Annotated in this window: 23 protein-coding genes; 9 read left to right on the top strand and 14 right to left on the bottom strand. The window is 71.0% G+C overall.

All coding sequences use genetic code 11. The features are described from left to right. Positions 1-441: 441 nt before the first annotated feature. A complete protein-coding gene (locus tag ACFQUZ_RS08610) occupies positions 442-966 on the top strand; it encodes an SRPBCC family protein (protein WP_377439806.1) in 525 nt (174 codons plus the stop codon). Between the two features lie 52 nt (positions 967-1,018). Here ACFQUZ_RS08610 and ACFQUZ_RS08605 read toward each other — a convergent pair whose 3' ends face one another. Beyond that, positions 1,019-1,726, bottom strand: a complete 708-nt coding sequence (locus tag ACFQUZ_RS08605) for a DUF2786 domain-containing protein (RefSeq protein WP_377439804.1) — start codon at positions 1,724-1,726, stop codon at positions 1,019-1,021. Positions 1,727-1,885: 159 nt separating this feature from the next. On the opposite strand from ACFQUZ_RS08605, the gene ACFQUZ_RS08600 reads away from it, so the two are divergent. Next, positions 1,886-2,335, top strand: a complete 450-nt coding sequence (locus tag ACFQUZ_RS08600) for a hypothetical protein (protein ID WP_377439801.1) — start codon at positions 1,886-1,888, stop codon at positions 2,333-2,335. 69 nt (positions 2,336-2,404) lie between these two features. On the opposite strand, the gene ACFQUZ_RS08595 is transcribed toward ACFQUZ_RS08600, so the two are convergent. Further along, positions 2,405-2,794, bottom strand: coding sequence for a hypothetical protein (locus ACFQUZ_RS08595; protein ID WP_377439799.1), 390 nt, complete (start codon positions 2,792-2,794; stop codon positions 2,405-2,407). Positions 2,795-2,933: 139 nt separating this feature from the next. Between ACFQUZ_RS08595 and ACFQUZ_RS08590 the strand changes: the two genes are divergently transcribed. Further along, complete coding sequence (locus tag ACFQUZ_RS08590) at positions 2,934-4,289, top strand: ABC transporter substrate-binding protein (RefSeq protein WP_377439796.1); 1,356 nt, start codon at positions 2,934-2,936, stop codon at positions 4,287-4,289. Between the two features lie 69 nt (positions 4,290-4,358). Here ACFQUZ_RS08590 and ACFQUZ_RS08585 read toward each other — a convergent pair whose 3' ends face one another. Together ACFQUZ_RS08585 and ACFQUZ_RS08580 are read right to left on the bottom strand one after the other, a co-directional pair. Further along, positions 4,359-5,111, bottom strand: coding sequence for an enoyl-CoA hydratase/isomerase family protein (locus tag ACFQUZ_RS08585; protein WP_377439794.1), 753 nt, complete (start codon positions 5,109-5,111; stop codon positions 4,359-4,361). Then, the gene (locus tag ACFQUZ_RS08580) at positions 5,108-5,965 is read right to left on the bottom strand and encodes a 3-hydroxyacyl-CoA dehydrogenase family protein (protein ID WP_377439791.1); all 858 of its coding nucleotides are present in this window, start codon (positions 5,963-5,965) and stop codon (positions 5,108-5,110) included. The genes ACFQUZ_RS08585 and ACFQUZ_RS08580 overlap by 4 nt, the downstream gene beginning before the upstream one ends. A gap of 198 nt (positions 5,966-6,163) precedes the next feature. Between ACFQUZ_RS08580 and ACFQUZ_RS08575 the strand changes: the two genes are divergently transcribed. After that, positions 6,164-6,442 (top strand): hypothetical protein, encoded by a 279-nt coding sequence (locus tag ACFQUZ_RS08575; RefSeq protein ID WP_377439789.1) that lies wholly within the window; start codon positions 6,164-6,166, stop codon positions 6,440-6,442. A 119-nt stretch (positions 6,443-6,561) separates the two neighbouring features. Further along, the gene (locus ACFQUZ_RS08570) at positions 6,562-7,218 is read left to right on the top strand and encodes a TetR family transcriptional regulator (RefSeq protein ID WP_377439786.1); all 657 of its coding nucleotides are present in this window, start codon (positions 6,562-6,564) and stop codon (positions 7,216-7,218) included. A 40-nt stretch (positions 7,219-7,258) separates the two neighbouring features. Here ACFQUZ_RS08570 and ACFQUZ_RS08565 read toward each other — a convergent pair whose 3' ends face one another. After that, positions 7,259-8,038, bottom strand: a complete 780-nt coding sequence (locus ACFQUZ_RS08565; RefSeq protein ID WP_377439783.1) for a class I SAM-dependent methyltransferase — start codon at positions 8,036-8,038, stop codon at positions 7,259-7,261. A gap of 92 nt (positions 8,039-8,130) precedes the next feature. Between ACFQUZ_RS08565 and ACFQUZ_RS08560 the strand changes: the two genes are divergently transcribed. Continuing rightward, on the top strand, positions 8,131-8,511 hold the full coding sequence (locus tag ACFQUZ_RS08560; protein ID WP_377439781.1) for a PPOX class F420-dependent oxidoreductase: 381 nt from the start codon (positions 8,131-8,133) through the stop codon (positions 8,509-8,511). Between the two features lie 150 nt (positions 8,512-8,661). Here the strand turns inward: ACFQUZ_RS08560 and ACFQUZ_RS08555 are convergent, their stop codons facing one another. Both ACFQUZ_RS08555 and ACFQUZ_RS08550 read right to left on the bottom strand, forming a co-directional pair. Continuing rightward, entirely contained in the window at positions 8,662-8,871 is a 210-nt protein-coding gene (locus ACFQUZ_RS08555; RefSeq protein WP_007073996.1) for a BldC family transcriptional regulator, read from the bottom strand. Between the two features lie 267 nt (positions 8,872-9,138). Beyond that, positions 9,139-9,978 (bottom strand): hypothetical protein, encoded by an 840-nt coding sequence (locus tag ACFQUZ_RS08550; RefSeq protein ID WP_377439778.1) that lies wholly within the window; start codon positions 9,976-9,978, stop codon positions 9,139-9,141. Between the two features lie 233 nt (positions 9,979-10,211). Here ACFQUZ_RS08550 and ACFQUZ_RS08545 point away from each other — a divergent pair, with 233 nt between their 5' ends. Together ACFQUZ_RS08545 and ACFQUZ_RS08540 are read left to right on the top strand one after the other, a co-directional pair. Next, positions 10,212-11,300, top strand: coding sequence for a Glu/Leu/Phe/Val dehydrogenase (locus tag ACFQUZ_RS08545; RefSeq protein ID WP_377439776.1), 1,089 nt, complete (start codon positions 10,212-10,214; stop codon positions 11,298-11,300). A 313-nt stretch (positions 11,301-11,613) separates the two neighbouring features. Further along, the gene (locus ACFQUZ_RS08540) at positions 11,614-11,829 is read left to right on the top strand and encodes a DUF3073 domain-containing protein (protein WP_377439773.1); all 216 of its coding nucleotides are present in this window, start codon (positions 11,614-11,616) and stop codon (positions 11,827-11,829) included. Between the two features lie 376 nt (positions 11,830-12,205). Here the strand turns inward: ACFQUZ_RS08540 and amcA are convergent, their stop codons facing one another. The 5 genes from amcA to ACFQUZ_RS08515 all read right to left on the bottom strand — a co-directional run bounded on the left by amcA (position 12,206) and on the right by ACFQUZ_RS08515 (position 16,982). Then, positions 12,206-12,433 (bottom strand): multiple cyclophane-containing RiPP AmcA, encoded by a 228-nt coding sequence (amcA, locus tag ACFQUZ_RS08535; RefSeq protein WP_377439770.1) that lies wholly within the window; start codon positions 12,431-12,433, stop codon positions 12,206-12,208. Further along, positions 12,402-13,505, bottom strand: coding sequence for a cyclophane-forming radical SAM peptide maturase AmcB (amcB, locus tag ACFQUZ_RS08530; RefSeq protein ID WP_377440077.1), 1,104 nt, complete (start codon positions 13,503-13,505; stop codon positions 12,402-12,404). The genes amcA and amcB overlap by 32 nt, the downstream gene beginning before the upstream one ends. A gap of 126 nt (positions 13,506-13,631) precedes the next feature. Then, on the bottom strand, positions 13,632-14,786 hold the full coding sequence (gene purM / locus ACFQUZ_RS08525) for a phosphoribosylformylglycinamidine cyclo-ligase (protein WP_377439768.1): 1,155 nt from the start codon (positions 14,784-14,786) through the stop codon (positions 13,632-13,634). Between the two features lie 90 nt (positions 14,787-14,876). Next, positions 14,877-16,448, bottom strand: a complete 1,572-nt coding sequence (gene purF / locus ACFQUZ_RS08520; protein ID WP_377439765.1) for an amidophosphoribosyltransferase — start codon at positions 16,446-16,448, stop codon at positions 14,877-14,879. Positions 16,449-16,628: 180 nt separating this feature from the next. After that, on the bottom strand, positions 16,629-16,982 hold the full coding sequence (locus tag ACFQUZ_RS08515) for a sterol carrier family protein (protein WP_377439762.1): 354 nt from the start codon (positions 16,980-16,982) through the stop codon (positions 16,629-16,631). 158 nt (positions 16,983-17,140) lie between these two features. On the opposite strand from ACFQUZ_RS08515, the gene ACFQUZ_RS08510 reads away from it, so the two are divergent. Continuing rightward, positions 17,141-19,123 (top strand): hypothetical protein, encoded by a 1,983-nt coding sequence (locus ACFQUZ_RS08510; RefSeq protein ID WP_377439760.1) that lies wholly within the window; start codon positions 17,141-17,143, stop codon positions 19,121-19,123. A gap of 52 nt (positions 19,124-19,175) precedes the next feature. Here the strand turns inward: ACFQUZ_RS08510 and ACFQUZ_RS08505 are convergent, their stop codons facing one another. Both ACFQUZ_RS08505 and purL read right to left on the bottom strand, forming a co-directional pair. Next, a complete protein-coding gene (locus ACFQUZ_RS08505) occupies positions 19,176-19,931 on the bottom strand; it encodes a 2-phosphosulfolactate phosphatase (RefSeq protein WP_377439758.1) in 756 nt (251 codons plus the stop codon). Further along, positions 19,928-22,612, bottom strand: a complete 2,685-nt coding sequence (gene purL / locus ACFQUZ_RS08500) for a phosphoribosylformylglycinamidine synthase subunit PurL (protein WP_377440075.1) — start codon at positions 22,610-22,612, stop codon at positions 19,928-19,930. The genes ACFQUZ_RS08505 and purL overlap by 4 nt, the downstream gene beginning before the upstream one ends. Positions 22,613-22,628: the final 16 nt, after the last annotated feature.

Genomic DNA, 22,628 nt, shown 5'->3' with positions numbered 1-22,628 from the left:
TGTCGGATACCCGGGACGAGCGACGATGTACCTGCGGGATCCGCCGATCGTTAACGGGAGCCGCGACCGCGCCCCGGGTGGCTGTCGGGAGCCATGGCCGCGCCCCCGGGTGGCTATCGGGAGCCTTGGCCGCGCCACCGCTCGGAGCGGCACGGTTCGGAGCGGCGGTGATAACACCGATCGGCGGCCGGCAGCAACGGACGGCCCTGCTGTCGGGGCCGCCTGCCTCCGCGTCTGCTCGCCATGTCCTGCTCCTCGAACGGGCTCGGTCGTTGTCGGGCCACGGTAGGACGGGTGGCACGGTCGCGACAAGACGATTACGCGGCGGCCCGGATCTCGGCCGCGGCGGCGGCGATCCGTGTCGTTCTCTCCGGCCCCGTTGTCGTACCGAAATGATCGCCAAGATGTGCTTACGGGGGGCAGCCGGTATGGTCCGGGCCTATGGGACACGGCGCTACCGACTCCACCGAAGTCCAGCAGGACATCGAGGGCTTTGCAGTGCGCAGCACGCTCCACGTGCCGGCGCCGCCCAGCGAGGCGTTCGAGGCGTTCACCGCCGGCCTCCCGCAGTGGTGGGTCAAGGAATACACCTGGTCCGGGCCGGCGGCGTTGAGCGAGATCGGCATCGAACCGCGCGAGGGAGGCATGGCGTACGAGATCGGCCCGCACGGCTTCCGGGCGGACTGGGGCCGGGTCATCGCCTGGCAGCCACCCCGCCGGCTCGTCTTCACCTGGCAGATCGGACCCGACCGGGCTCCGGTGCCGGACCCGGCCCAGGCCAGCGAGGTCGAGGTGCGGTTCGTCCCGCAGGACGGTGACCGGACCCGGGTCGAGGTCGAGCACCGCGCCTTCGACCGGCACGGCGACAACGCCGAGGGATACCTGCGGGCGCTGACCGCCGGTTGGCAGGAGCTGCTCACCCGGTATTCCGGCATGGTGCAGACGCGCGGGCACTCGTATCGCTGACCGGCCGTCACCACGGTAGCCCGCCGCAGCGGCGGGCCGCCGCGCCGGCCCGTCAGCCGCCGATGCCCTGCCGTGCCGCCCCCGCACCGGTGAGACGTTCGCCGCCGAGGTCCGCCCGCCGACCGGCCGCCGCGCCCAGGTACAGCCCGCCGCCGCTGAGCCGGCGCTGCCGCATCGGCTCCGCGTCGGGATAGGCCTCGTCCCGCCGTCGCTCCACCCGAACCGACCGGTCCGCCAGGACGAGGGTGGTCGACGGCTCGGCCGAGGCGGCGACGGCGGCTTCTTCGGCCCGCCTGAGCCGGTGGGCGACGGACTGGGCGAAGCCGATCAGCCAGGTCCGGCGAAACGCGGCCGGATGCTCCCAGGGCGGCACGGACGCGGCCGCCAGCCCGTGCGCCGCCTGCACCAGCAGCGAGGTGTAGAGCAACTCCACCCTGGCGAGGTCGCTGTCGAACCCGAAGACGTGAACGCTCGTCCGGTGACCGGTGCGCAGCCGTACGGTACGGCAGCGCAGCCCGCCGGCCACCGCGGCGAGCAGGCTCGCCTTCTCCGCCGCGTACGGCCTGGACACCTCGATCTTCCGATCGGTGACCGGGTCGGCGGCCGACCGACGAGCCGCCAGCAGCGCCTGGTCGACGCCGTACCGGGCGATCAGGTCCGTCGCCTTGGCGGTGAACGCCGCAGCCTCGGCCGGCGTACAGCCGGGATCTTCCGCCTTGGTCAGCAGCTTGCGCACCTTGTCGAGGATCGCGTCGGACATGGAACAGGGGTACCACGCCGCACCGACACCCGTCGCCATCCGCCGTCACCGCGCATGGCGGGCCACACGGGCACACATCGGCCAGCGACGATGAGTATGATCCTCACCATCCGGATCTCGTCCACTACGGACGGTCGACTTCCCCACCCGGAGGCGCGCATGTTCCGATGGAAACGTCCCCGACTCCTGCTCGCCACGGCGCTCACGCTTGTGGTCGCGGCAACCCTCAGTCCGTCCCCGGCACACGCCACGGCCCCCGACGCGGTCGCGAGCGAGCCCGGCAACCTGGCGGCCAGCACCCTGGCGTCGTGCTACTCCGGCGCGGTCTACCGGGTGTTCGACCGAGGCGGCTGGGGCGGTGAGGTGGGCACCTTCAAGACGTCCACCCGGTGCCGCGACATCAACGTCCGCAACGGCAGCGTCTTCGGCACCAACGCCTGCGTGGTCTTCGTGGACAAGACGAACAACTGCAACTACTGGACCTATGTGCCGGCCAAGTCCGGCTGGTTCGTCGTCGCCACAAACGTCAAGGACGGCACCAACTTCCGGGTCCGCTTCTCGAACAACTTCTACCAGTACGACCCACTGATCTCCTACACCGCGTACTGACCGGCCCTGGCGACCGGCGCTCCCGTCTCCCGGCGGGGGCGTCGGTCCCGCTACCGCGCGGGCCGCGCCTCAGTCGCCCCGTCTGCGCAGGGTCGCCACCGCGGAGCCGGCCAACGTCAACAGACAGTCCGGCAGTTGCCCGTCATCGAGTGCCGCGGTGAACAGCGCCTCGGCGGTGGGCACGTCACAGTTCGCGTACGCGCTGACGAACCGGGCCACCCAGCGGGCGTCGTACTCCGCTTGGTCGATCCCGGGAAAGTCCAGCGTCCACGCGCCGCTCGGGGCGCCGTCGGGCAACATCGCCGCGGCCAGGCACCAGGCCACGTCGTACGCCCCCACCACGCCGGAACGGTCCAACACCGCGTCGAACGCGCCGGCAACCGCCGCGCTGTCCCCGGCCAACGCGGAACGCAACACCGCCGCGGCGTCGGCGAGCGTCTCCTCGGGCAGATCGGTCACGTCGCGACAGTATGTCGCGGAGTCAAGACGCGCAGCGAAACTCGACGTTCGGGCCTGGCAAAGAATAGGCCGGCATCACACCCGGCCCGGTCGGCACGCTAAGGTGCGCACCGGACCATCGGGAGAAAGGATGGCGACCATGCTCGTTTCCCGTCGGGCGCGCAGCGTTGCGCTGGCCGCCTGCGCCCTTCTGGCGCTCACCATCGCCGGATGCGGGCAGGACGACGACCCCACCGACCAGGCGTCCGCCATCCGTCTCTACGGCACGGACGGCAACATGCAGAACTCCTTCGGCAAGGAGTTCGACGGCCAGGCCGGGATCCTCGACGGGATGAAGGGCACCACGCCTCTTACCCCTCTGCCGCCCGGCTTTCAGGACCGGTTGCGCGCCATCGATCCCAAGTTGAACGACTTCCTGTACGCGGCCGAGTCGTACGACGCCGTGGTGATCAGCGGGCTGGCCGCGCAGCTCGCCGGCTCCACCGAGCCCGCGGAGATCGCCCGGCAGATCAACGCGGTCACCAACACCGGTCAGCGGTGCGACAGCCCGGAGACCTGCCTCAAGCTGGCCCGGTCCGGCGTGGACATCGAGTACCGCGGGATCTCGCTCACCCGGGGTGGATTCACCTCCGCCGGTGAGCCGTCCACGGCCAGCTACGGCACCCTGCACTTCAACGAGTCGAGCCAGTTGGACGACGGTAAGACCGAGTTCGTGGGCGCCGGCGACGAGTCGACCGCCAGCAACACGCCGCCCCCACCGCCGAAGAAGCAGGTCGGTGGCAAGGACGATCCGCGCGACGGGTCGCCTCTCAAGATCGGTGGCCTGCTGCCCCGGACCGGTGACCTCGCCCTCGCCTATCCCCCGCTCGCGGCCGGCACCCAACTTGCCATCCGGGAGCTGAACGCCGCGGGTGGGGTGTTGGGGGACCCGGTGACGTGGATCGACGGGGACGACGGCACCGACCCGAAGACCGCGAAGGAGACAGTCGCCAAGCACGTCAGTGCCGGCGTACATGTGATCATCGGGGCCGGCGCGTCCGGAATCTCGCGGGCGGTGCTGCCCGACATCATCGCTGCCGGCGTGATCCTCTTCTCGCCGTGCAACACCGACGCCGGACTGACCACGGTGGAGGACGAGGGCCTCTACTTCCGCACCGCGCCCTCGGACATCCTGCAGGGCCGGGCGCTGGCCGATGTCATCCTGCGGGACGGACCGCAGAAGATCGCGCTGGTGGCCCGGAAGGACACCTACGGCGAAGGGCTGCAGAGCAACGTGCGCACCGAACTGGAGCGCACCGGCATCCGCCCCGACCAGATCAAGCTGCTGGCCTACGAGCCGCCGCCGGCCGGCAGCGGTGGCGCCACCGTGGACTTCGCGGCCGGGGCAAAGGAGATCAAGGACTTCGGCGCGGAAGCCGTACTGATAATCGGCTTCGGTGAGTCGGCCCAGGTGATCAAGGCGATCGCCGCGGCAGGCATCAAGATCAAACACTGACCCAGGCCCTGACGGCGCCCACCCGCCTCCGGATGGGCGCCGTTACCGTTCGTCCCGTGGCCCCCGGCGTCAGCGGTCCCGCCGCCGCTCCAGGAACTCGGTCATCCGGCGCCGTTTCTCCTCGTCCTCGAAGAGCACCGCCTGACTGACCAGGTCAAGCTGCGGGTGGGCGGCCGCCGGCGCGTCTACCGCGAGTTTCGTCAACCGCAGGGCGAGCGAGGATGCCCTGGCCATCTCGTCGAGCAGTTCGTGCGCCGCGCCGAGTAGCTCGGTGGGTTCGTCCACCACCCGGTTCACCAGGCCGATCCGCAGCGCCTCGGCGGCGTCCACCCGGCGCCCGGTGAACAGCAGCTCCTTCGCCCGAGCCTCACCCACGAGCGCGGGCAACCGGTGGGTCGCGCCAGCGCCGGCGATGATGCCCAGCCGCACCTCCGGCTGACCAAAGAACGCGCGGGCGGTGCACACCCGCAGATCGCAGGCGTACGACAGTTCGGCGCCCCCACCCAGCGCCGGTCCGTCCACCGCGGCGACGGTGGGCAGTGGCAGGGCCCGGATGCGGGCGAACAGGGCGGAATTGATCGCCGCGAGCGCGTCGGTCCGGTTCCGTTCCCGCAACTGCGCGATGTCGGCGCCGGCCGCGAAGATCCCGTCCGCGCCACCGGTGAGCAGCAGCAGTCGCGGCTCCCGCTCCACCGCGGCGCAGACCTCGTGCAGCTCCGCCACCATGTCGGCGTCCACCGCGTTCCGCTTGTCCGGCCGGTCCAGGGTCACCACCACCCGGTCCGGCCGCTCCTCGACCCGTACGCTGGCCCGCTCGCTCACTGCCGCTTCCCACCTTCCCAGCGATAGAACCCGTGACCGGTCTTCTTGCCCAGCCGTCCCTCGGCGACCATCGACTCCAACAGCGGCGGAGGCGCGAACCGGTCGCCGTACGCCCGGTGCAACGTCCGCGCGATGTCCAGCCGCACGTCGAGGCCGACCAGGTCGGTCAGCTCCAACGGTCCGACCGGATGCCGGTAGCCCAGCACCATCGCCTTGTCGATGTCGGCCGGACTGGCCACCCCGTCGGCGACCATCCGGATCGCCTCCAGGCCGAGCGTGACGCCGAGCCGGGAGGTGGCGAAGCCGGGCATGTCGCGTACCACGATGGGGTCCTTGCCCAGCCTGCCGGCCAGCGTGACGGCTGCCTCGGCGGCGGCCGGCGCGGTGGCCGGCCCGACCACCACCTCGATCAACGCCATGGCCCAGACGGGGTTGAAGAAGTGCAGCCCGAGGAACCGGTCCGGGGCCCGCAACCCGGTCGACAGCTCGCTGATCGGGATGCTGGAGGTGTTGGTGGCCAGCAGCGCGGGCCGCCGGGCCTCGGCCGCCGCGAGGACGTCGCGCTTGAGGTCCAGCCGTTCTGGTACGGCCTCGACGATGACCGCGGGCTCCTCGGCGACCTCGGCGACGTCCCCGCCGACGGTCAGCCGCGCCCGGCTGGCATCCGCGTCCGCCGCGGTCAGCTTCCCCCGCGCGACCGCCGCGTCCCACAGCCGGCGCAGCGCCGCCTCCGCTGCGCTGGCCCGACCGGCGTCCACCTCGACGAGGTCCACCCGAAAACCGGCTCCGGCGGCCACGTACGCGATGCCCAGGCCCATCGTGCCGGCGCCGATGACGACGAAGCGATCAGTCATGGGGGCGACCCTATGCACCCGGTGCCCGGTCCGCTCGGCCGGCCCACCATTCGAGCCGGGTGGCGGCCGGGTTCCTCGAATGTGACGGTGCGGGCCGGTCCGGTCCCGGGAGCGACAACACGGGTCCCTTCCGCCGCTTGTGATCGTCGGCGACTGGGTATCAGAGCGCACAACACACCCACCGACGAAGGGGTCGCCATGACCGAGGCCAACGGGACCGCAGCACAGGAAACCGTCGAGACGCGTGGCGACGAGCGCGTGGACCTGCTGCGCGCGGACGCCAACAACGACGGCCGGACCGACGTCTGGGTCGTCGACACGGACGGCGACGGCAAGGCCGACCTCTTCCAGTTCGACACCGACGGCGACGGCAAGGTCGACATCACAATGGTGGACATCGACGAGGACGGTACGCCGGACGAGGTGGTCGACGGCGACGGCGGACTGCCCCCGGCGCCATTGCCCCCCACCGCCTGACGAGGGCAGCCCCGGGCCACCTCCGCTGGGGAGCTGGCCGCCGCGCAGCCACACCGCCACGACGCACCTGCGAGCACGCCGGAGCTGACCAGGGCGGTTCGACGTGCCACCATGGGACGATGACCGCGTCCGATCTGTCCGTCCCGCCCGGCGTGCCCGCGGTGGGCCGACGCGAGCGCCGCAAGCGGGAGACCCGGGCGGCGCTTGAGCGGGCGGCACTGCGGTTGTTCGCCGAGAAGGGCTACGAGCAGACCACCGTCGAGGAGATCGCGGACGAGGCGGACGTGGCGGTCCGCACCTTCTTCCGCTACTTCGCCTCCAAGCAACACGTGCTCTTCGGTGACGTCGGTCACCAGCGGATCGGGGAGCTGCGGGCGGCGCTGGCCGCCAGTCCCGCCGACCTGCCACCGCTGGAGGCGGTCCGGACCGTGCTGGACGCCCTGGATCTGGACCGGGACGAGCAGGAGCAGATCCTGGTCCGGCTGCGGCTGATGGACCGGCAGCCGTCGTTGGTGGGCGTGTACCTGATGCTCAATCACGAGCTGCGGCAGATCCTTGTCGAGTTCGTGGCCGACCGCACCGGCCTTGCCCCGACCGACCCCTACCCTCTGCTGGTCGGCGGGGCGGCCGTCACGGCCTGGGACGCCGCGCTGTCCGCCTGGTCGGCCGGTGGCGGGACCACCTCACTCGCCGCGCTACGACGGGAACTGTTCGCGGCGCTCACCGCCGGGGTGCTGGCGGGTCCACCGGACCGGCCGCCCGACGGACCGGGCTGAGAGACGCGACAGGGTCGCCCAGGCCGGCCTGGATGCCAGGTCAGTCCGCCAGCCGCAGGGTGGCCAGATAGTACGGTGCGTCCGCGGTGTCAACGTCGGTCAGCCGCCACGGCGAGCCGTGCACGAGTTCCGCGAGTTCCTCGGGGGAGCAGACCAGGTAGTCGAACCACGGGGTGCCGAACTCCCGGTAACGCAACCGGAGCCGGAGCTGCCCGCCGAGCCTGCCCCGCGCCCGGTTGGCCCGGTGATACCCGGTGTGCAGCGGATCCGTGGTCCGGTACGGGTCGGAACCCTGCGCGATGATCTCAGCGCCGGGCCGGGCCAGCGCCCCGAGCGCGGCGAGGAAAGCGGGTGCCCGGTCCCGTCCCTCCAGCAGTCCGAGATTGTTGCCGAGCAGCACGAACGTGTCGTAGCGCGGTCCGATCGCGGCGTGCTCGTCCACGGTGGCCAGCACGAGGTCGCGTACCCCCCGACGGCGGCACATCTCGACGGCCCCGGCGGAGACGTCGAGACCGGTCACCGCGACGCCACGGCGCTGCAGCTCCAGCGCGATCCGGCCACCGCCGACGCCGATGTCCAGAACGGCGCCCCGCGCCCGGTCGACGGCCCTGTGGTCGTACGGCTGCCACTCGTCCGGTTCTGCCAGGTAGTGGTCGGCGGGCGCGCCGTAGATCAAGCCGTCGTCCCGTTCGATGACCTCGATGACCGGACGGGGCAGCCGGCCGCCGGCGAGCGGTCTCGGACCGGTCCCGCTCCGCACCGCGTACACGTCGCGTAGCAGTTCTCCGAAGACGTCCCCGACCCGCGGCTCACCCGGCATGACGCTGACGCTAACCAACCCGGGCGACCGCCGCGCACCGAGGCCCGCCGGGACCCGCCGCGCCGAGCGGGCGACCGGCCTACCCTTGACGGGTGGCCACGATCGACGACCTGGCAGCCGAGAAGTACATCTTGCTCACCACGTACCGCCGGGATGGCCGCGCGGTGCCCACGCCGGTCTGGGTGGTCCGGGACGGCGACGCCCTGGCGGCGTGGACCCCGACCGACTCCGGAAAGGCCAAGCGGATCCGGCGCAGCGCCACGGTGACGATCGCTCCCTGCGACGTGCGCGGCCGGCCCAGCGGTCCGGCGGTGCCCGCGCGGGCGTCCGTGGGCGACCGGGCCGCGCTGGACCGGGTACGCCGCGAACTGCGTCGCAAGTACGGGTTGACCGCCCGACTCACGCTGCTGGGCAGCCGGCTCCGGCGGGGCAGTTCCGGAACGGTGGCGGTGCGCATCGTCCCGTCAGACTGACCGGGGCCGCGCCGCCCTCCGCAGGCACGGATGGTCGTGGACACGCGTCAGGGGCGGAGGATGGTCTTCCTCCGCCCCTGACGTCAGGCACTTCGCTCGGCCACCTGGGGCGCTAGGGGGTGTCGCGCCGCCGGGACCGCTTCAATCCTCTCAGTCGCCCTGACGCTGCTGGGGAATCTGCCCCTGCAGCAAGGCCCGCACCTCCGACTCGCGGTAACGCCGGTGGCCACCCAGAGTGCGGATGGCGCTCAGCTTCCCCGCCTTCGCCCACCGGGTCACGGTCTTCGGGTCGACTCGGAACATCGACGCCACCTCGGCCGGTGTGAGTAGCGGCTCGGGTTCGTGCGTACGCGATGCCATCGGTCACTCCTCCACAGGTACCTATAGACATCGGCCGGGGTCCCGCCGGCCGACGCGTCTCCCATGGTCCGGCTAGTCCCCGATGTCCGACATGGGCCGAACGGCCGAAGGTCCCTGGATGGACGGATGAACCAAGACCGAATTATGCCCTTTTTCTTACCCACAATGGTTCTTATTCGGACTCATCTTTACAGGTAGCGACGTATCAGCTACGAGACTGATTCGTAAATGGCCACGCTTCTGGCGCGGGTTCGCGGGAATTTGGAGCTAATTGCACCTCTCGCGCAGCTGCACCGCCCGCCACCGGGCCACCAGCTTCTCGTACGCCGCCGTGGCGGCCTCCGCGTCGCCCCGGGACAGGCCGGCGAGGCCCTCGGCGACCAGTTCGGGTGAGTCGTCGGCGGCGAGCGTGTCGTCCGGCAGCAGGTCGACCAACCCTCCGTAGTCCAGCTCGACCATGGACCTCGGGTGGAACTCCTCGAGCCAGCGGGCGCTTTCCTCCACCGCCTCGGTGATCGGCGCGTCACCGACCGACTTCCGCAACACGGACAGTCCGCGGGAGGCCCGCCGGCGCGCCTTCGAGATCTCCGTGCGGTAGCGCAGCGTCCGGCGACCGGGCTCGATGGTGAACTCCCGCTCCTCGGGAGCGACGAACACGAACCAGCGCAACGGCACTCCCCAGGTGGCAATCTGCTCGTGGACCCGGGGCACCCCGTGCTCCAGCACCCGGGCACCGCTGCGCCAGTCGTCCACCACAGCCCGGGCCTGCCCGGCCAGGATCGGCGGCACGAACGCGTCGGCGAGCACTGACGGCACGCCGTCCCGGGCGCTGAGTGCGGCCTCAGCCACCCGAACCCGCAGATTCCACGGGCAGACCAGCAGATTGTCCTCCTCCTGGAGGACGTACGCCTCGTCCGGCAGGTCCGGCAGCCGGGTCCAACCAGCACCGAGGGCCTCGATCACAGCGGTGCGCTGGCGCCCCGGGCCGTCTTTGGGCGTCACCGCCCGGCCCTGCTGGACATACCGGCGCCAGAAGGTCTGGCGCTCCCGGTCGAAGGCGGTCAGCGGCTCATACACCCGAAGGTAGGAAGCGAAGAGCGACGGCACGGCGCGATCCTCCCACGAAAGTCCGGTTCCGCCCCGCTCGGTCGTCCCGACCCACCCATCGGGCCAACGAACAGCCGCCCGACAGCCCACCGCGCGGTGTCCACCCTTCGGACCGGCCACGACGCGACCGTCAGTTGCGCTCACCGAATACTAGGCTCGCACCACCGGCAGCACCCCACGCCGGTGACCCGGCAGGCCCGCCCCACAAGGGCGACCCCGACACAGGAGCAGTCATGGGTGTATTCAGCAGCACCGACGCCACCGCGACAGGACATGAGCAGGTCATCTTCTGCCAGGACAAGCACACCGGCCTGAAGGCCGTCATCGGCATCTACTCCACCGCCCTCGGGCCGGCCCTCGGCGGCACCCGCTTCTACCCGTACGCCAGCGAGGAGGACGCGGTACGCGACGTCCTCGACCTGTCCCGCGGAATGGCGTACAAGAACGCGCTCGCCGACCTGGACCTTGGCGGCGGCAAGGCGGTGATCTGGGGCGACCCGGAGCAGATCAAGACCGAGCCGCTGCTACGCGCCTACGGCCGCTTCGTGGAGTCGCTGGGCGGCCGCTACTACACCGCCTGCGATGTCGGCACCTATGTCTCCGACATGGACATCGTGGCCCGGGAGACCCGCTACGTCACCGGCCGCAGCGTCGAGCACGGTGGCGCCGGCGACTCCTCGGTGCTCACGGCCTGGGGCGTCTACCAGGGCATGCGGGCGGCGGCCGAGCACCAGTGGGGCACCCCCACGCTGGCCGGCCGACGGGTCGGCGTGGCCGGCCTCGGCAAGGTGGGCAAGCACCTGACCAAGCACCTGCTGGACGACGGCGCCAAGGTGGTGGCCACCGATGTCAGCCCGAAGGCACTCGACTGGGTGCGGAGCACCTACCCGCAGGTCGACCTGGTCCCCGACGGCACTGAATTGATCACTTCGGACATCGACGTGTACGCCCCCTGCGCGTTGGGCGGTGCGCTGAACGACGACACCGTGCCCGCGCTGCGCGCCACGGTCGTGGCGGGGGCGGCGAACAACCAGCTCGCCCATCCCGGGATCGAGAAGATGCTCGCCGACCGGGGGATCCTGTACGCGCCCGACTACGTGGTAAACGCCGGTGGCGTGATCCAGGTCGCTGACGAGATCGAGGGCTTCAACTTCGAGCGGGCGAAGCTGCGGGCCACCCGGATCTTCGACACCACCCGGGAGATCCTCACACTGGCGGACTCCGAGGGGGTGCCGCCCGCGGTGGCCGCCGACCGGCTCGCCGAGCGACGGATGGCCGAGGTCGGCCGGCTCCGCTCCATCCACCTGCGCCGACACTCGTAGGAGCAGGTCGTTCGGCCATTTCGGTGCTGCTGTCGCGTCCCCCGCCGGTTGGCGGGGGCGCGAGCTGTCGCCCGGAAAAGGTGATTTGCCCCGGCTGAGGTGTTTTGCTCGCCTAATGGCCAGCCCTCATTGCGCTCCTTACCGCCCAGAATCGGCGACCCGGCCACGGAAGGTGCGACGCGCGGGCGTGACGCAGGGAACCCGAGGTGCCGAACCGGGGCCCACCCATGTACCGTAAGAGCCACGAGAGATGCCTAACGTCATCGGGGCCCGCCTTCGGGCTGCCCCGAATTCTGTGCGAGGGGGTCGAGCCATGGGGCGCGGCCGTGCTAAGGCCAAGCAGACGAAGGTGGCCCGGGAGTTGAAGTACCACTCCCCGAACACCGATCTCGCCGCCTTGCAGCGGGAACTCGGCGGCGGCGGCAAGTCGGACCACGACTTCGACGACGACTACAAGCAGTACGTCGACGACGAGGACGAGGATCACGACGCGGACGACCAGGACTCCTGGCCGCCTCGCACCCGCTGACCCTCCGAAATCATGAGCACGCGGTAAGGCCCGCGTGCTCACGTATGTCGGTACAGGGTTCGTACGCATCGCCAACCAGCAGGTCACGTTTCACAAGTGCCGGCCGATCCGAGCCAGTCCAGCGACGCCCGGCAAGGCGGAGGTGCGTCCGGATACCGGCCGTATCCGGACGTGCCGACGCAGCCGGTCGTCGCCCGTGCCGGCCAGCACTTGTGAAACGCGGCCCAGAGGTCGGGCGCTGGGCTACGTCGCGACTCTGGCCAGCCATCGGGTGGCGCTATGCGTCGAGGACCGCTGTGCCCGCCCGAACGCCCCCGCTGCGGCGCGGCAGTCCGGTTCCCCGGGGGTCCTCGATCCGACCCACCACCCCTCGCTCCTACCGTGGCCTGTTGTTCCAGTTGTAGAACGTGGGGATGTTCTCGAAGTGGTTCCAGGCGCACACCGCGCCAGCCCCTTCGACGGCATCAACGACCTCGGCGCGCCGTCGACGCGCGGCCTCGGCCTCCCGCAGGAGTGCGTTCAGCCCCGCCCGCGCCCCGCGGACCCGGTCGGTGACACCACCAGCGGTGTCATCATGCCGCCGTCGGTTCGATTTCTCGGGCATGGTCCAACACTCCCTCCAGTAGGCGGATCTTGCTGTTGCGGCAGTGCTCGGTCTCCGTGCCATCGAACCGACCGTGCTCGAAGTACCTGTTCGCGGCATGGCCCCCACCGCAGAAACCGAAGTAGGGGCAACTCGACCGGCAGGACTCGACACCACGCAGAAACTCGGCCACCCAGGGCATCCCGGTGGCCCCGGCAAGGATCTCCGGTAGTGCCCGCGTCAGCACATTGCCACTGGTGAAGTCGCCGTACCGGGGGTCGGAGAAGCCAGCCAACTCCGGCGAGAGGAGCACCACAGCACCGTCGTGGCCGATTGTCGGGATCGGGTCCAGGCTGCGGGGCAACAGGTCCCCGTCCGTGCCGTCGAGGACCGCGGCGGCGTACCGCAGCGACCATTCCACCTCGCGCAGGTGGATCCGCGGATCCCGGCGCCAGGCCGCGACAAGCTCCGCCCAGAACTGCCGCACCCGCTCGGCGGAACGAGCATTGCTCCTGGTGTTGACCCCCTCCATCTCCTCGATATTGATCCCCAGCACCTCGCAGCCGAGATCCAGGAAGTAGTCGTACAGTTCGGCGGCCAGCCCCGGCGCCGGATCGGACACCACGCACAGCGCCGAGAACGGGATGCCATGCCGACGCAGCGTCTCGATCCCCCGCCGGATCTGCTGGTACGCCGGTCGACCGCCACGGCTGACCCGGTCACCGTTACGCCAGGCCGGACCGTCGACGCTCACGCTCACCCGGACCTGGTGCGCCACGAAGAAGTCGCACCACCGATCATCGATCAACGTGGCATTCGTCTGCACGTGCTGCTCGACCTGAGCATCGAAGGGCGCGAAGAGCGAGCCGAGATGATCACGGCCGGCCGTCAACGGCTCGCCGCCGTGCCACACCACGGAGAACCGGCCGGCGGACGCCCACCGGTTGGCGGGGCCGGCGACCGCCTCGGCCACCTCCACAGGCATGCGCCGATCCACCTGACGCAACGGTAGATAGCAGTAGGAACAGTCGAGATTACAGAGGGTGGTTGGCTGCATGACGACATACGCCGGCGTCCCGGCGATGCCTCGCATGCCGGAGGGCGCACGTCGCGCCACCTCCATCGGACCTCCCCCGTGCCTGAAGTGCCTCCAGGCTAGGTGCCGATGGCCAGTCGGGTGAACCCCTGATCAGGTAGAAGTATGATGCGCGGAGCGTGATCAACCGCGGGTGTGCTGGCCGATCATCTGCACCTGGCCGGTGCCCTCGATGACCTCGCCGACCTGCCACGCATCCACGCCCCGCCCGGCCAGGGTGGCAAGTGCCCGGTCCGCGTCCTCGGCCGACACGATCGCGAACATGCCGACGCCCATGTTGAAGGTCGCCTCCATCTCCGAGTCCTCGATCCGACCCTTCGCCTGCACCAGATCGAAGATCGGCTGTGGCCGCCAGGTCGACCGGTTGACCACGGCGTCAACGGTCTCGGGCAGGATCCGCACCAGATTGCCGGGAATGCCGCCGCCGGTGACATGCGCCAAGGCTCGGACCTCGGCCTCGGCGATCAGCTTCAGGCAGTCCTTCGCGTAGATCTTGGTTGGGGTCAGCAGTTCCTCCCCCAACGTCCGCTGCCGGCCGAACTCCTCGATTACCGTGTCCAGCCGCATCCGCCCGGCGCCCAGCAGCACGTGCCGCACCAGCGAGTATCCGTTGGAGTGCAGGCCGGACGACTTCATGGCGATGACGACGTCACCCACCTCGACCCGATCCGGTCCGAGGATCTCGCTCTCCTCCACCACACCGACCCCGGTGGCCGAGATGTCGTACTCATCCGGCCGCAGCACCCCGGGATGCTCCGCGGTCTCGCCCCCGAGCAGGGCGCAGCCGGCGTACCGGCAGCCGTCGGCGATCCCCGCGCCGATCTCGGCGACCTTGTCCGGCAGCACCTCGCCACAGGCGATGTAGTCCAGCAGGAACAGCGGCTCGGCCCCGCAGGCGACGAGGTCGTCCACGACCATCGCGACCAGGTCGATCCCCACCGTGTCGTGGATGTCGAGCTGCTGGGCTATGACGAGCTTGGTGCCCACCCCGTCCGTGGACGAGGCCAGGATCGGATGCCGATACCGGCCGGTGTCCAGCCGGAAGAGTCCCGCGAAGCCACCCAGGTCACCCATCACCTCGGGCCGACGGGTGTCCTTCACCTTCGACTTCAACAGCTCCACCGCCCGCTCGCCCGCGTCGATCGACACCCCCGCGTCCGCGTACGACGTGCGCTTGCGGACCGACCGACCGCCACTGCCCTTCCAGACCCGCCGCTCCTCACCCGACCCTCCGGTGGATTCGCCAGGTGCGCCGCCGCGCTCGGACACGTGCGTCACGATTTTCCCCTTTGTTGTCGCGGCCGGCCGGAAGCGCGATCGCCGAGGATTACTCGGCAGGGTGGCGGCCGGCGGCCGTACCGGTCGGTGCTATGGGCGATGCAGTGCGTCGGCGCCGCCGGGGCTGGCGACGAGTGATGCGACGCCGGCGGTGCGACGGTCGGTCGCCTCGCCCGGTGTCGCGGCGTCGGACGGACGGTCGGTGACCCGCCGTCCCACGCCCTCCAGGAGGTGTTTGCCGATCAGGTTGCCGGCCGGGAGGTCGATCGGATACTCGCCATCGAAGCACGCCCGGCACAATCGGGTCTTCGGCTGCTCGGTCGCCGCGATCAGGCCGTCAAGCGAGACGTACCCCAGGGTGTCGGCGCCTATGGACCGCCGGATGCCATCCGTGTCCAACCCGGTGGCCAGCAGCTCCGCGCGGGTGGGGAAGTCGATGCCGTAGAAGCATGGCCAGCTCACCGGCGGCGAGGAGATCCGGATATGCACCTCCAGCGCGCCCGCCTCGCGCAGCATCCGCACGATGGCGCGCTGGGTGTTGCCCCGGACGATCGAGTCGTCGACGACGACCAGCCGCTTGCCCCGCACGTTGTCGCGCAGCGGGTTGAGCTTGAGCCGGATGCCGAGTTGCCGCAGCGTCTGGGACGGTTGGATGAAGGTCCGGCCCACGTACGAGTTCTTGATCAATCCGGCGCCATAGGTGATTCCGGACGCCTCCGCGTAGCCAATAGCGCCGGGGATGCCGGATTCGGGCACCGGAATGACGAGGTCCGCCTCGACCGGGTGCTCCTTGGCGAGCTGCCGACCGATCTGCACCCGTGCCGCGTGCACGTTCCGGCCGGCGATGGTGGCGTCCGGCCGGGCGATGTAGACGTACTCGAAGACGCAGCCCTTGGGCTCGGGAGCGGCGAACCGGGCGGAGCGGAGACCGTCCTCGTCGATCGCGAGCAGCTCGCCCGGCTCCACCTCGCGCACCACGCTGGCACCCACGATGTCCAGCGCGGCGGTCTCGCTGGCCACCACCCAGCCCCGCTCCAACCGGCCCAGGACCAGCGGCCGGACGCCGTGTGGATCGCGAGCCGCGTACAGGGTCGACTCGTCCATGAAGACGAAGCTGAACGCCCCACGCAGCCGGGGGAGCACCTCCAGGGCGGCGGCCTCGACGGACAGGTCCGGCCGGTCCGCCAGCATCGCGGTGACGAGGGCGGTGTCGGAGGTGGAGGTGATCGGATCCGGGCCGGCGTCGGTCACCTGATCAGTCAGCTCCGCGGTGTTGACCAGGTTGCCGTTGTGGGCGAGCGCGATTGTGGTCCCCGCGTCGGTGGCCCGGATGGTGGGCTGAGCGTTCTCCCAGGTGGAGCCGCCGGTGGTGGAGTACCGCGCATGCCCGATGGCGACATGTCCGCGCAGGCTCGCGAGGGTCGGCTCATCGAAGACCTGGGCCACCAGGCCGATGTCCTTGTAGACCACGACGCTGGATCCGTCGCTTACTGCGATCCCGGCGGCCTCCTGACCGCGGTGCTGCAGGGCGTAGAGACCGAAATAGGTGAGCTTCGCCACATCCTCGCCCGGAGCCCACACTCCGAAGACGCCACACGCGTCCTGCGGGCCGGGCCGTTGGGGATCGAGGTCGTGGGTCAGCCGGCCGTCGCCTCGGGGCACCTGACGCTCCCTCTGTGGTCTGTTGGGATCCGGTCCGGGAACTACCGCCCACACAGTGTACGCGAGCAGGCGCGCCTCGGCGCCGGCCCAGCCGGCGCCGAGGCAAGGGCCGGGCCGCTGGTCATCGCCGTACAACGGTGCGGTGAGCAGGGGCATACCCACCAGGAGTGGTTGGGCTGCTCATAAAGGGAGGAATACCGACAAATCAGCGCGTATGCCGCTGGCGCGGATCCGGCCGTCCGCCACCGCCGTCGCCCATTCGAGCCGGCCGGTGGCAACCAGAACCCATGTCACCGGATCCATCTCGACGACGTTCGGCGGCGTCCCACGGGTGTGTCGTGGACCCGCGACCACCTGCACCGCACCATAGGGTGGAACGCGCACCTCGACCGATCGGCCAGGAGACCGACCGGACAGCTCCGCCAGCAGCACCCGCACCGCGTCCCGCAGGGCCGCCCGCTCCGGCGATCGACCGGCATCGAGCGCCGCCAACACGGCAGACACCGGTGAGGACTTATTGTGCGGAGAGGACACGACGGGACGATACGACCTGCCGCGGCGAGATTCGCGACCGCCCCTGGGTCGCGCCGATCCGGCTCGACAGGGCATAGTGGCCGACGGTGTACTCGAACTTGCGGTAACTCCTCCGGTCATTCGACACGATCGGCAGGTTGAGCGGGAAGGCGGTGGACGTGACAACACACCGACGAGCCTGGCGCCTACGGGCCGGTGTGGTTCTGGCGCTGGTCACCGGCGCGATGTTCACCCTCCCCGCCACACCCGCCCTGGCCGCCGCGCCGGACATCAACAACGTATCGGCCTCGCCCAACTCCGTCGAGTCCGGCGGAACGGTGCGGGTGACCTACACGCTCGAGTTCGACCCGGGCGACGGGCCCGCGGACGTCTCCGTCGCCTCGAGCAACGGCAGGCTCAACTGCGTCGACGGCTGCAACGCCGGGGCGGTCGCCTCGGGTGGCCAACGCACCGCGACCTTCCGCTACGGCAACGCCGGCAACTCGGACGAGCGGGCAACGATCACCGTCAAGGCCGTCTCCAGGGCCGACAACGACGAGAAAACAGAGTCCACCCAGGTCACGTTGGTGGGTAAGCCCGCCGCACCGCCGCCTCAGCAGACGCAGACGGTGAAGCAGGTGTGTGGCAAGGTCACCAACACCGCGTCGGGCGACGCCGTCCCGAACGCCAACGTGAGACTGGTCGACAGCAAGAACAACCAGCGCGACACCACCTCCAACGGCAGCGGCAACTTCTGCTTCAACGGCAGCTCGGACAACCCCATCGCCCCCGGCTCGCTGCAACTCGCCGCCTCGAAGGACGACATCACCACCACCAAGTCGCTGTCTGCCAACGCCGGCCAGTCGGTGAACGGTCAGCGCCTGGCGCTGGCCCTGGCGGAAGCCTCGCCCTCCGCCTCGGCCTCCGCCGAGCCGACGTCCAGTCTGGACGCGCTCCCGACGGGCGACCCCGAGGAGACCGCACCACCGACCCAGGCCGGTGCCCAGCCGGCATCCGACGAAGGCGCCGGTCTCGGCCAATGGCTGCTGATCATCGTCGGTGGTCTGCTCGTCGCCCTCGGCGTCGGTGCGATCGTGTTGCTCTGGATGCGCCGTAAGGAGAACGACGGCGACGAACCGGACGGCCAAGGTCCGGTGACCACCGGACCGATGGGAGCCGTACCGCCCAGCCGAGGCGCGTACCACGGCGCCGACGACCGCACCCAGCTACACCAGCCCGGCACCGACGCGACGATGGTCGCCGGTGGCGGCGCGCTCGCTGACGCACCGACCATGATGCACAATCGACCGCTGGTGGACGACGAGTTCCCTGACCCGTACGGCGCGCCATTGCCGAGCCAGCAGCCGGGATACGGCCAGCAGAACGACTGGGCGGGCGGCGGCTACCCCGATGCCACCCAGGTGGGCGGCTACAACGCCGGTTACGGCAACGCCCCCGGATCCGGCGCCGGTTACGGCAACGCCCCCGGATCCGGCGCCGGTTACGGCAACGCCCCCGGATCCGGCGCCGGCTACGGCAACGCCCCCGGATCCGGCGCCGGCTACGGCAACGCCCCCGGATCCGGCGCGGGTTACAGCAACGCCCCGGGATCCGGCGCCGGGTACGGCAACGAGCAGTACGGCGGGCAGACCGGACGGTATGACGGTGGCGGCGGCTACGGCGCCCCCGCTGACCCGTACGCGACCGGTGGTTACCAGCAGGGCGACTCGGGCTACGGATCCGGCCAGGCGGGGTACGACCAGCGGAACGCCGGGTACGACGGCGCCGGCTACGACCAGGGTGGCCAGGGCGGTGGGTACGGCGCCGAGGGCGGCTACGGGTATGGCCAGCAGCAGTCCGGGCCGGGCGGGTACGACGACCACGGCGGCTACGGCGGCGGCGGCTACGGTCAGGACCAGCACGGTGGTGGCTACGGTCAGGGCCAACACGGTGGTGGCTACGGCCAGGACCAGCACGGTGGTGGCTACGGCCAGGACCAGCACGGCGGCGGCTACGGCCAGGACCAGCGCGGCGGCGGCTACGGCCAGGACCAGCACGGCGGCGGCTACGGCCAGGACCAGCGCGGCTACTACGACCAGCCCGACGAACGGCAGGACCCGAACCGGGGCGGCCGGCGGTCCGTGGACTGGCTCGACAACTAGTACGGTGTCCAAGTCCTCGGTCGAGCCCCGGGAGCCTGACCGGATCTCGCGGTCAGGAAGCATCGGTGAAGGCATCGTGCCGCAGCACCGGGACGGTCGACGAACCCGTCCGAACGGCGATCTCGACGTCCTCGACGAAGCCGGCGGCAGCCAGTTCGCGGCCGGCGACCGAGCCGCGCACGGCGGCCGGCACATCGGGCACGCCCGACAGCGTCGCGAGCGCCACCGCTGCTTCCACTGACAGGCCGCCGGGGGCGGTGGACAGCGAGTCCAGAACGGCGGCGGAGCCGAGCTGATCCGCCACGCAGGGCCGGATGGTGCCGTCGCTCCAGCGCTCCCCCGCGGCGATGACTCCCACCGGGGCTTCGGACGCGCCGTACCCCTGGTGCAGTAGCCACCGTCCCACCGCGGCCGCGTTGCGCAGACCGGCGGCCACCACCGGTGCCCCGGTGGAGCCGGCAGCCGCGCATATCGCCGCACCGTGCGCTTCGGGCAGGACCAGCTCGTCCACCATGGGCGCCGACCGCAATGCGGCCGGGGACAGCGACCAGGGATGCTCCGGCCGTGCCGCTTCCCGGGGTACGGCGGCCACCGCGCCGATCCGCTCGGCGTAGTCAGCGGCCTGGTTGTGCCACGGGAATGGGTGTACCCGGATTCCCCGGCCCACCGCCACCTCGACGGCGGTGGAGAAGGACAGCACGTCCACAAGGACGAGCACGGCACACACCCGACTCAACTCGGCAGCCCCAGCCGGACCCCAGTCGAACCGCACACCGACCCCCGGTTGTCCGGAGGCGGGCTCGGTCATCGCGTGGCGTCGGGCGGTGCGGTGGGTCCGCCAGCGTCCTCGGTTCCGACCGGCGCGTCGGAGTCGTCGGCCGCCTCCAACTCAGCCGGCGCCGCATCAGCGACCTCCGGGCCCGGGGCACCAGCCGGCGCCGCATCAGCAACCTCCGGCGCCCGGGCAGCCGGCGCTTCGGCGACGTCCGCCTCGTCGGCAACGGCCGGGGCCGCCTCGTCAGCCGGGGCCTCGTCATCAGCCCGAGTCTCGTCGTCCTCGGTGGTCGGAGCCACCAAGGCGGCTCCGCCATCATCGGCGGCGGTCCGGCCGTCCTCGGGCTTACTGGTGGCGATGCCGGTGGGCACCGTCTCCGCGGATCGCAACTCCGCCTCGGTCGCGCCGAACAGACTCGGCAACGTCGCGGTGTGCGCCGCCCGCAGCTCGTCCAGGCCGATTCGGAACTGGCCGCGCACCTCCAGCGCCCGGCCGTTGGGGTCGGTCACGCCGATCGACGTGCAGGGCACCCCGCGCTCGGCACAGAGCGCGAGGAACGCCTTGTCCTGCCCCCTCGGCACGGTCACCAGCGCCCGGGCCGTCGACTCGCTGAACAGGAAGACGAACGGCATGGATCCGTCTGTGAACTCGGCCGGCGGCACGATCCGGGCGCCGACTCCGTATCGCAGGCAGGACTCGACAAGGGCCTGCGCCAGCCCGCCGTCGGAGAGGTCGTGTGCGGCGTGTACGTGGCCCACCCGGGCCGCCTCGGCCAGCAGGTCGGCCAGCGCGCGCTCGCGGGCCAGATCGACCACCGGCGGTACGCCGCCCAGGTGCCCGTGGGTCACCCACGCCCACTCCGAGCCCGACAGCTCGGTCGCGGTCTCGCCGAGCAGGAAGATCAGCTCGTCGGCACCGTGCTCCGGCCGGCGGAAGCCGATCGGCACCCGGTCGGCGACGTCGTCCAGGATGCCGAGCACGCCGACCACGGGGGTCGGGTGGATCGCGGCAGCACCGGTGGAGTTGTAGAAGCTCACGTTGCCACCGGTGACCGGGATGCCCAACTCCGCGCAACCGTCCGCCAACCCGCGCACCGCCTCGGCGAACTGCCACATCACCGCAGGGTCCTCGGGCGAACCGAAGTTGAGGCAGTTGGTCACGGCCACCGGTCGGGCACCGGTGACGGCCACGTTGCGGTACGACTCGGCGAGTGCCAGCCGCGCGCCCTCGTACGGGTCCAGCCGGGTGTAACGGCCGTTCCCGTCCACCGAGAGCGCCACCCCCAGGCCGGTCTGCTCGTCGATCCGGATTACTCCGGCGTCCTCGGGCTGGGCCAGCACCGTATTGCCGAGGACATACCGGTCGTACTGCTCGGTCACCCAGGTCTTGTCGCACAGGTTCGGCGAGGCGATCATCCGCAGCAGGGTTTCCCGCAGCTCGTCCGGCGTCCCCGGGCGGGGCAGCGTCTCGGCGCGGTCCGCCTGAAGCAGGATCCGGTCGGCAGGCTCGCGCAGCGGGCGGGCGTACACCGGCCCGTCGTCGACGAGCGTCGCCGGGGGCACGTCCACCACGGTCCGGTCGTACCAGGAGACCAGCAGCCGACCGGGTCCGTCCGATCCGGGCGGGGTGACCTCACCGATCGCGGTCGCCGGGACGCCCCACTTCTGGGCGGTGCCGAGCACCGCCGAGAGCTTGTCCGGCTCGACGATCAGCAGCATGCGCTCCTGCGACTCGCTGGCCAGGATCTCGTGTGGGGCCATCGACGGCTCGCGCAGCGGCACCCGCTCCAGCCAGACCCGCATGCCGGTCCCCGCGGCGGCGGCGGTCTCGGTGAGGGCGCAGGTCAGGCCGGCACCGCCGAGGTCCTGGATGCCCACCACGAGGTCGGCGTCGTACAGCTCGAGACACGCCTCGATCAGGAGCTTCTCCATGAACGGGTCGCCGACCTGCACGGACGGGCGGCGCGCCTGGCCGCCCTCGTCGAAGGTGGCGCTGGCCAGCACCGACACGCCGCCGATGCCGTCCCGCCCGGTCTTGGCGCCCAGCAGCACGACGACGTTGCCGGGGCCCGCGGCCGCCTTGTTCTGCAGGCGGTCGACCGGCAGGACACCCAGACACAGCGCGTTTACCAGCGGGTTGCCCTGGTAGCAGGGGTCGAAGACCACCTCGCCGCCGATGTTGGGCAGGCCCAGGCAGTTGCCGTAGCCGCCGATGCCGGCCACCACGCCGGGCAGCACCCGGGCGGTGTCCGGGTGGTCGGCCGCGCCGAACCGCAGCGGATCCATCACCGCCACCGGACGGGCGCCCATCGCGAGGATGTCCCGCACGATGCCGCCGACGCCGGTGGCCGCACCCTGGTACGGCTCCACGAAGCTCGGGTGGTTGTGCGATTCCACCTTGAAGGTCACCGCGAGCCGGTCGGAGATCCGCACGACCCCGGCGTTCTCTCCGATCCCGGCGAGCAGCCGGTCGGAGGGGGGCGCCTTCTCACCGAACTGCCGCAGGTGGACCTTGCTCGACTTGTACGAGCAGTGCTCGCTCCACATGATCGAGTACATCGCCAGCTCGGACTGGGTGGGCCGGCGGCCCAGCATCTGCCGGATCCGGTCGTACTCGTCGTCGGCGAGGCCGAGTTCGGGATACGGCTGCAACTCGTTCGGGGTGGCGGCGGCGCGCTCCACCGTGTCGGTGCCCTCGACGTCGACCGGCGGCATGACCGCCTCCCGACCC

The sequence above is a fragment of the Plantactinospora sp. GCM10030261 genome, assembly GCF_042666615.1.
Lineage (GTDB): Bacteria > Actinomycetota > Actinomycetes > Mycobacteriales > Micromonosporaceae > KBS50.
The sequence above is the reverse complement of the archived record's forward strand: the minus strand, read 5'-3'. Positions and strand labels throughout refer to the sequence as shown.

Coding starts and splice junctions, on each gene's coding strand:
- ACFQUZ_RS08610 (WP_377439806.1), top strand. CDS start 442: ATGGGACACGGCGCTACCGACTCCACCGAAGTCCAGCAGGACATCGAG.
- ACFQUZ_RS08605 (WP_377439804.1), bottom strand. CDS start 1,726: ATGTCCGACGCGATCCTCGACAAGGTGCGCAAGCTGCTGACCAAGGCG.
- ACFQUZ_RS08600 (WP_377439801.1), top strand. CDS start 1,886: ATGTTCCGATGGAAACGTCCCCGACTCCTGCTCGCCACGGCGCTCACG.
- ACFQUZ_RS08590 (WP_377439796.1), top strand. CDS start 2,934: ATGCTCGTTTCCCGTCGGGCGCGCAGCGTTGCGCTGGCCGCCTGCGCC.
- ACFQUZ_RS08580 (WP_377439791.1), bottom strand. CDS start 5,965: ATGACTGATCGCTTCGTCGTCATCGGCGCCGGCACGATGGGCCTGGGC.
- ACFQUZ_RS08575 (WP_377439789.1), top strand. CDS start 6,164: ATGACCGAGGCCAACGGGACCGCAGCACAGGAAACCGTCGAGACGCGT.
- ACFQUZ_RS08570 (WP_377439786.1), top strand. CDS start 6,562: ATGACCGCGTCCGATCTGTCCGTCCCGCCCGGCGTGCCCGCGGTGGGC.
- ACFQUZ_RS08565 (WP_377439783.1), bottom strand. CDS start 8,038: ATGCCGGGTGAGCCGCGGGTCGGGGACGTCTTCGGAGAACTGCTACGC.
- ACFQUZ_RS08555 (WP_007073996.1), bottom strand. CDS start 8,871: ATGGCATCGCGTACGCACGAACCCGAGCCGCTACTCACACCGGCCGAG.
- ACFQUZ_RS08545 (WP_377439776.1), top strand. CDS start 10,212: ATGGGTGTATTCAGCAGCACCGACGCCACCGCGACAGGACATGAGCAG.
- ACFQUZ_RS08540 (WP_377439773.1), top strand. CDS start 11,614: ATGGGGCGCGGCCGTGCTAAGGCCAAGCAGACGAAGGTGGCCCGGGAG.
- amcA (WP_377439770.1), bottom strand. CDS start 12,433: ATGCCCGAGAAATCGAACCGACGGCGGCATGATGACACCGCTGGTGGT.
- amcB (WP_377440077.1), bottom strand. CDS start 13,505: ATGCGAGGCATCGCCGGGACGCCGGCGTATGTCGTCATGCAGCCAACC.
- ACFQUZ_RS08505 (WP_377439758.1), bottom strand. CDS start 19,931: ATGACCGAGCCCGCCTCCGGACAACCGGGGGTCGGTGTGCGGTTCGAC.
- purL (WP_377440075.1), bottom strand. CDS start 22,612: ATGCCGCCGGTCGACGTCGAGGGCACCGACACGGTGGAGCGCGCCGCC.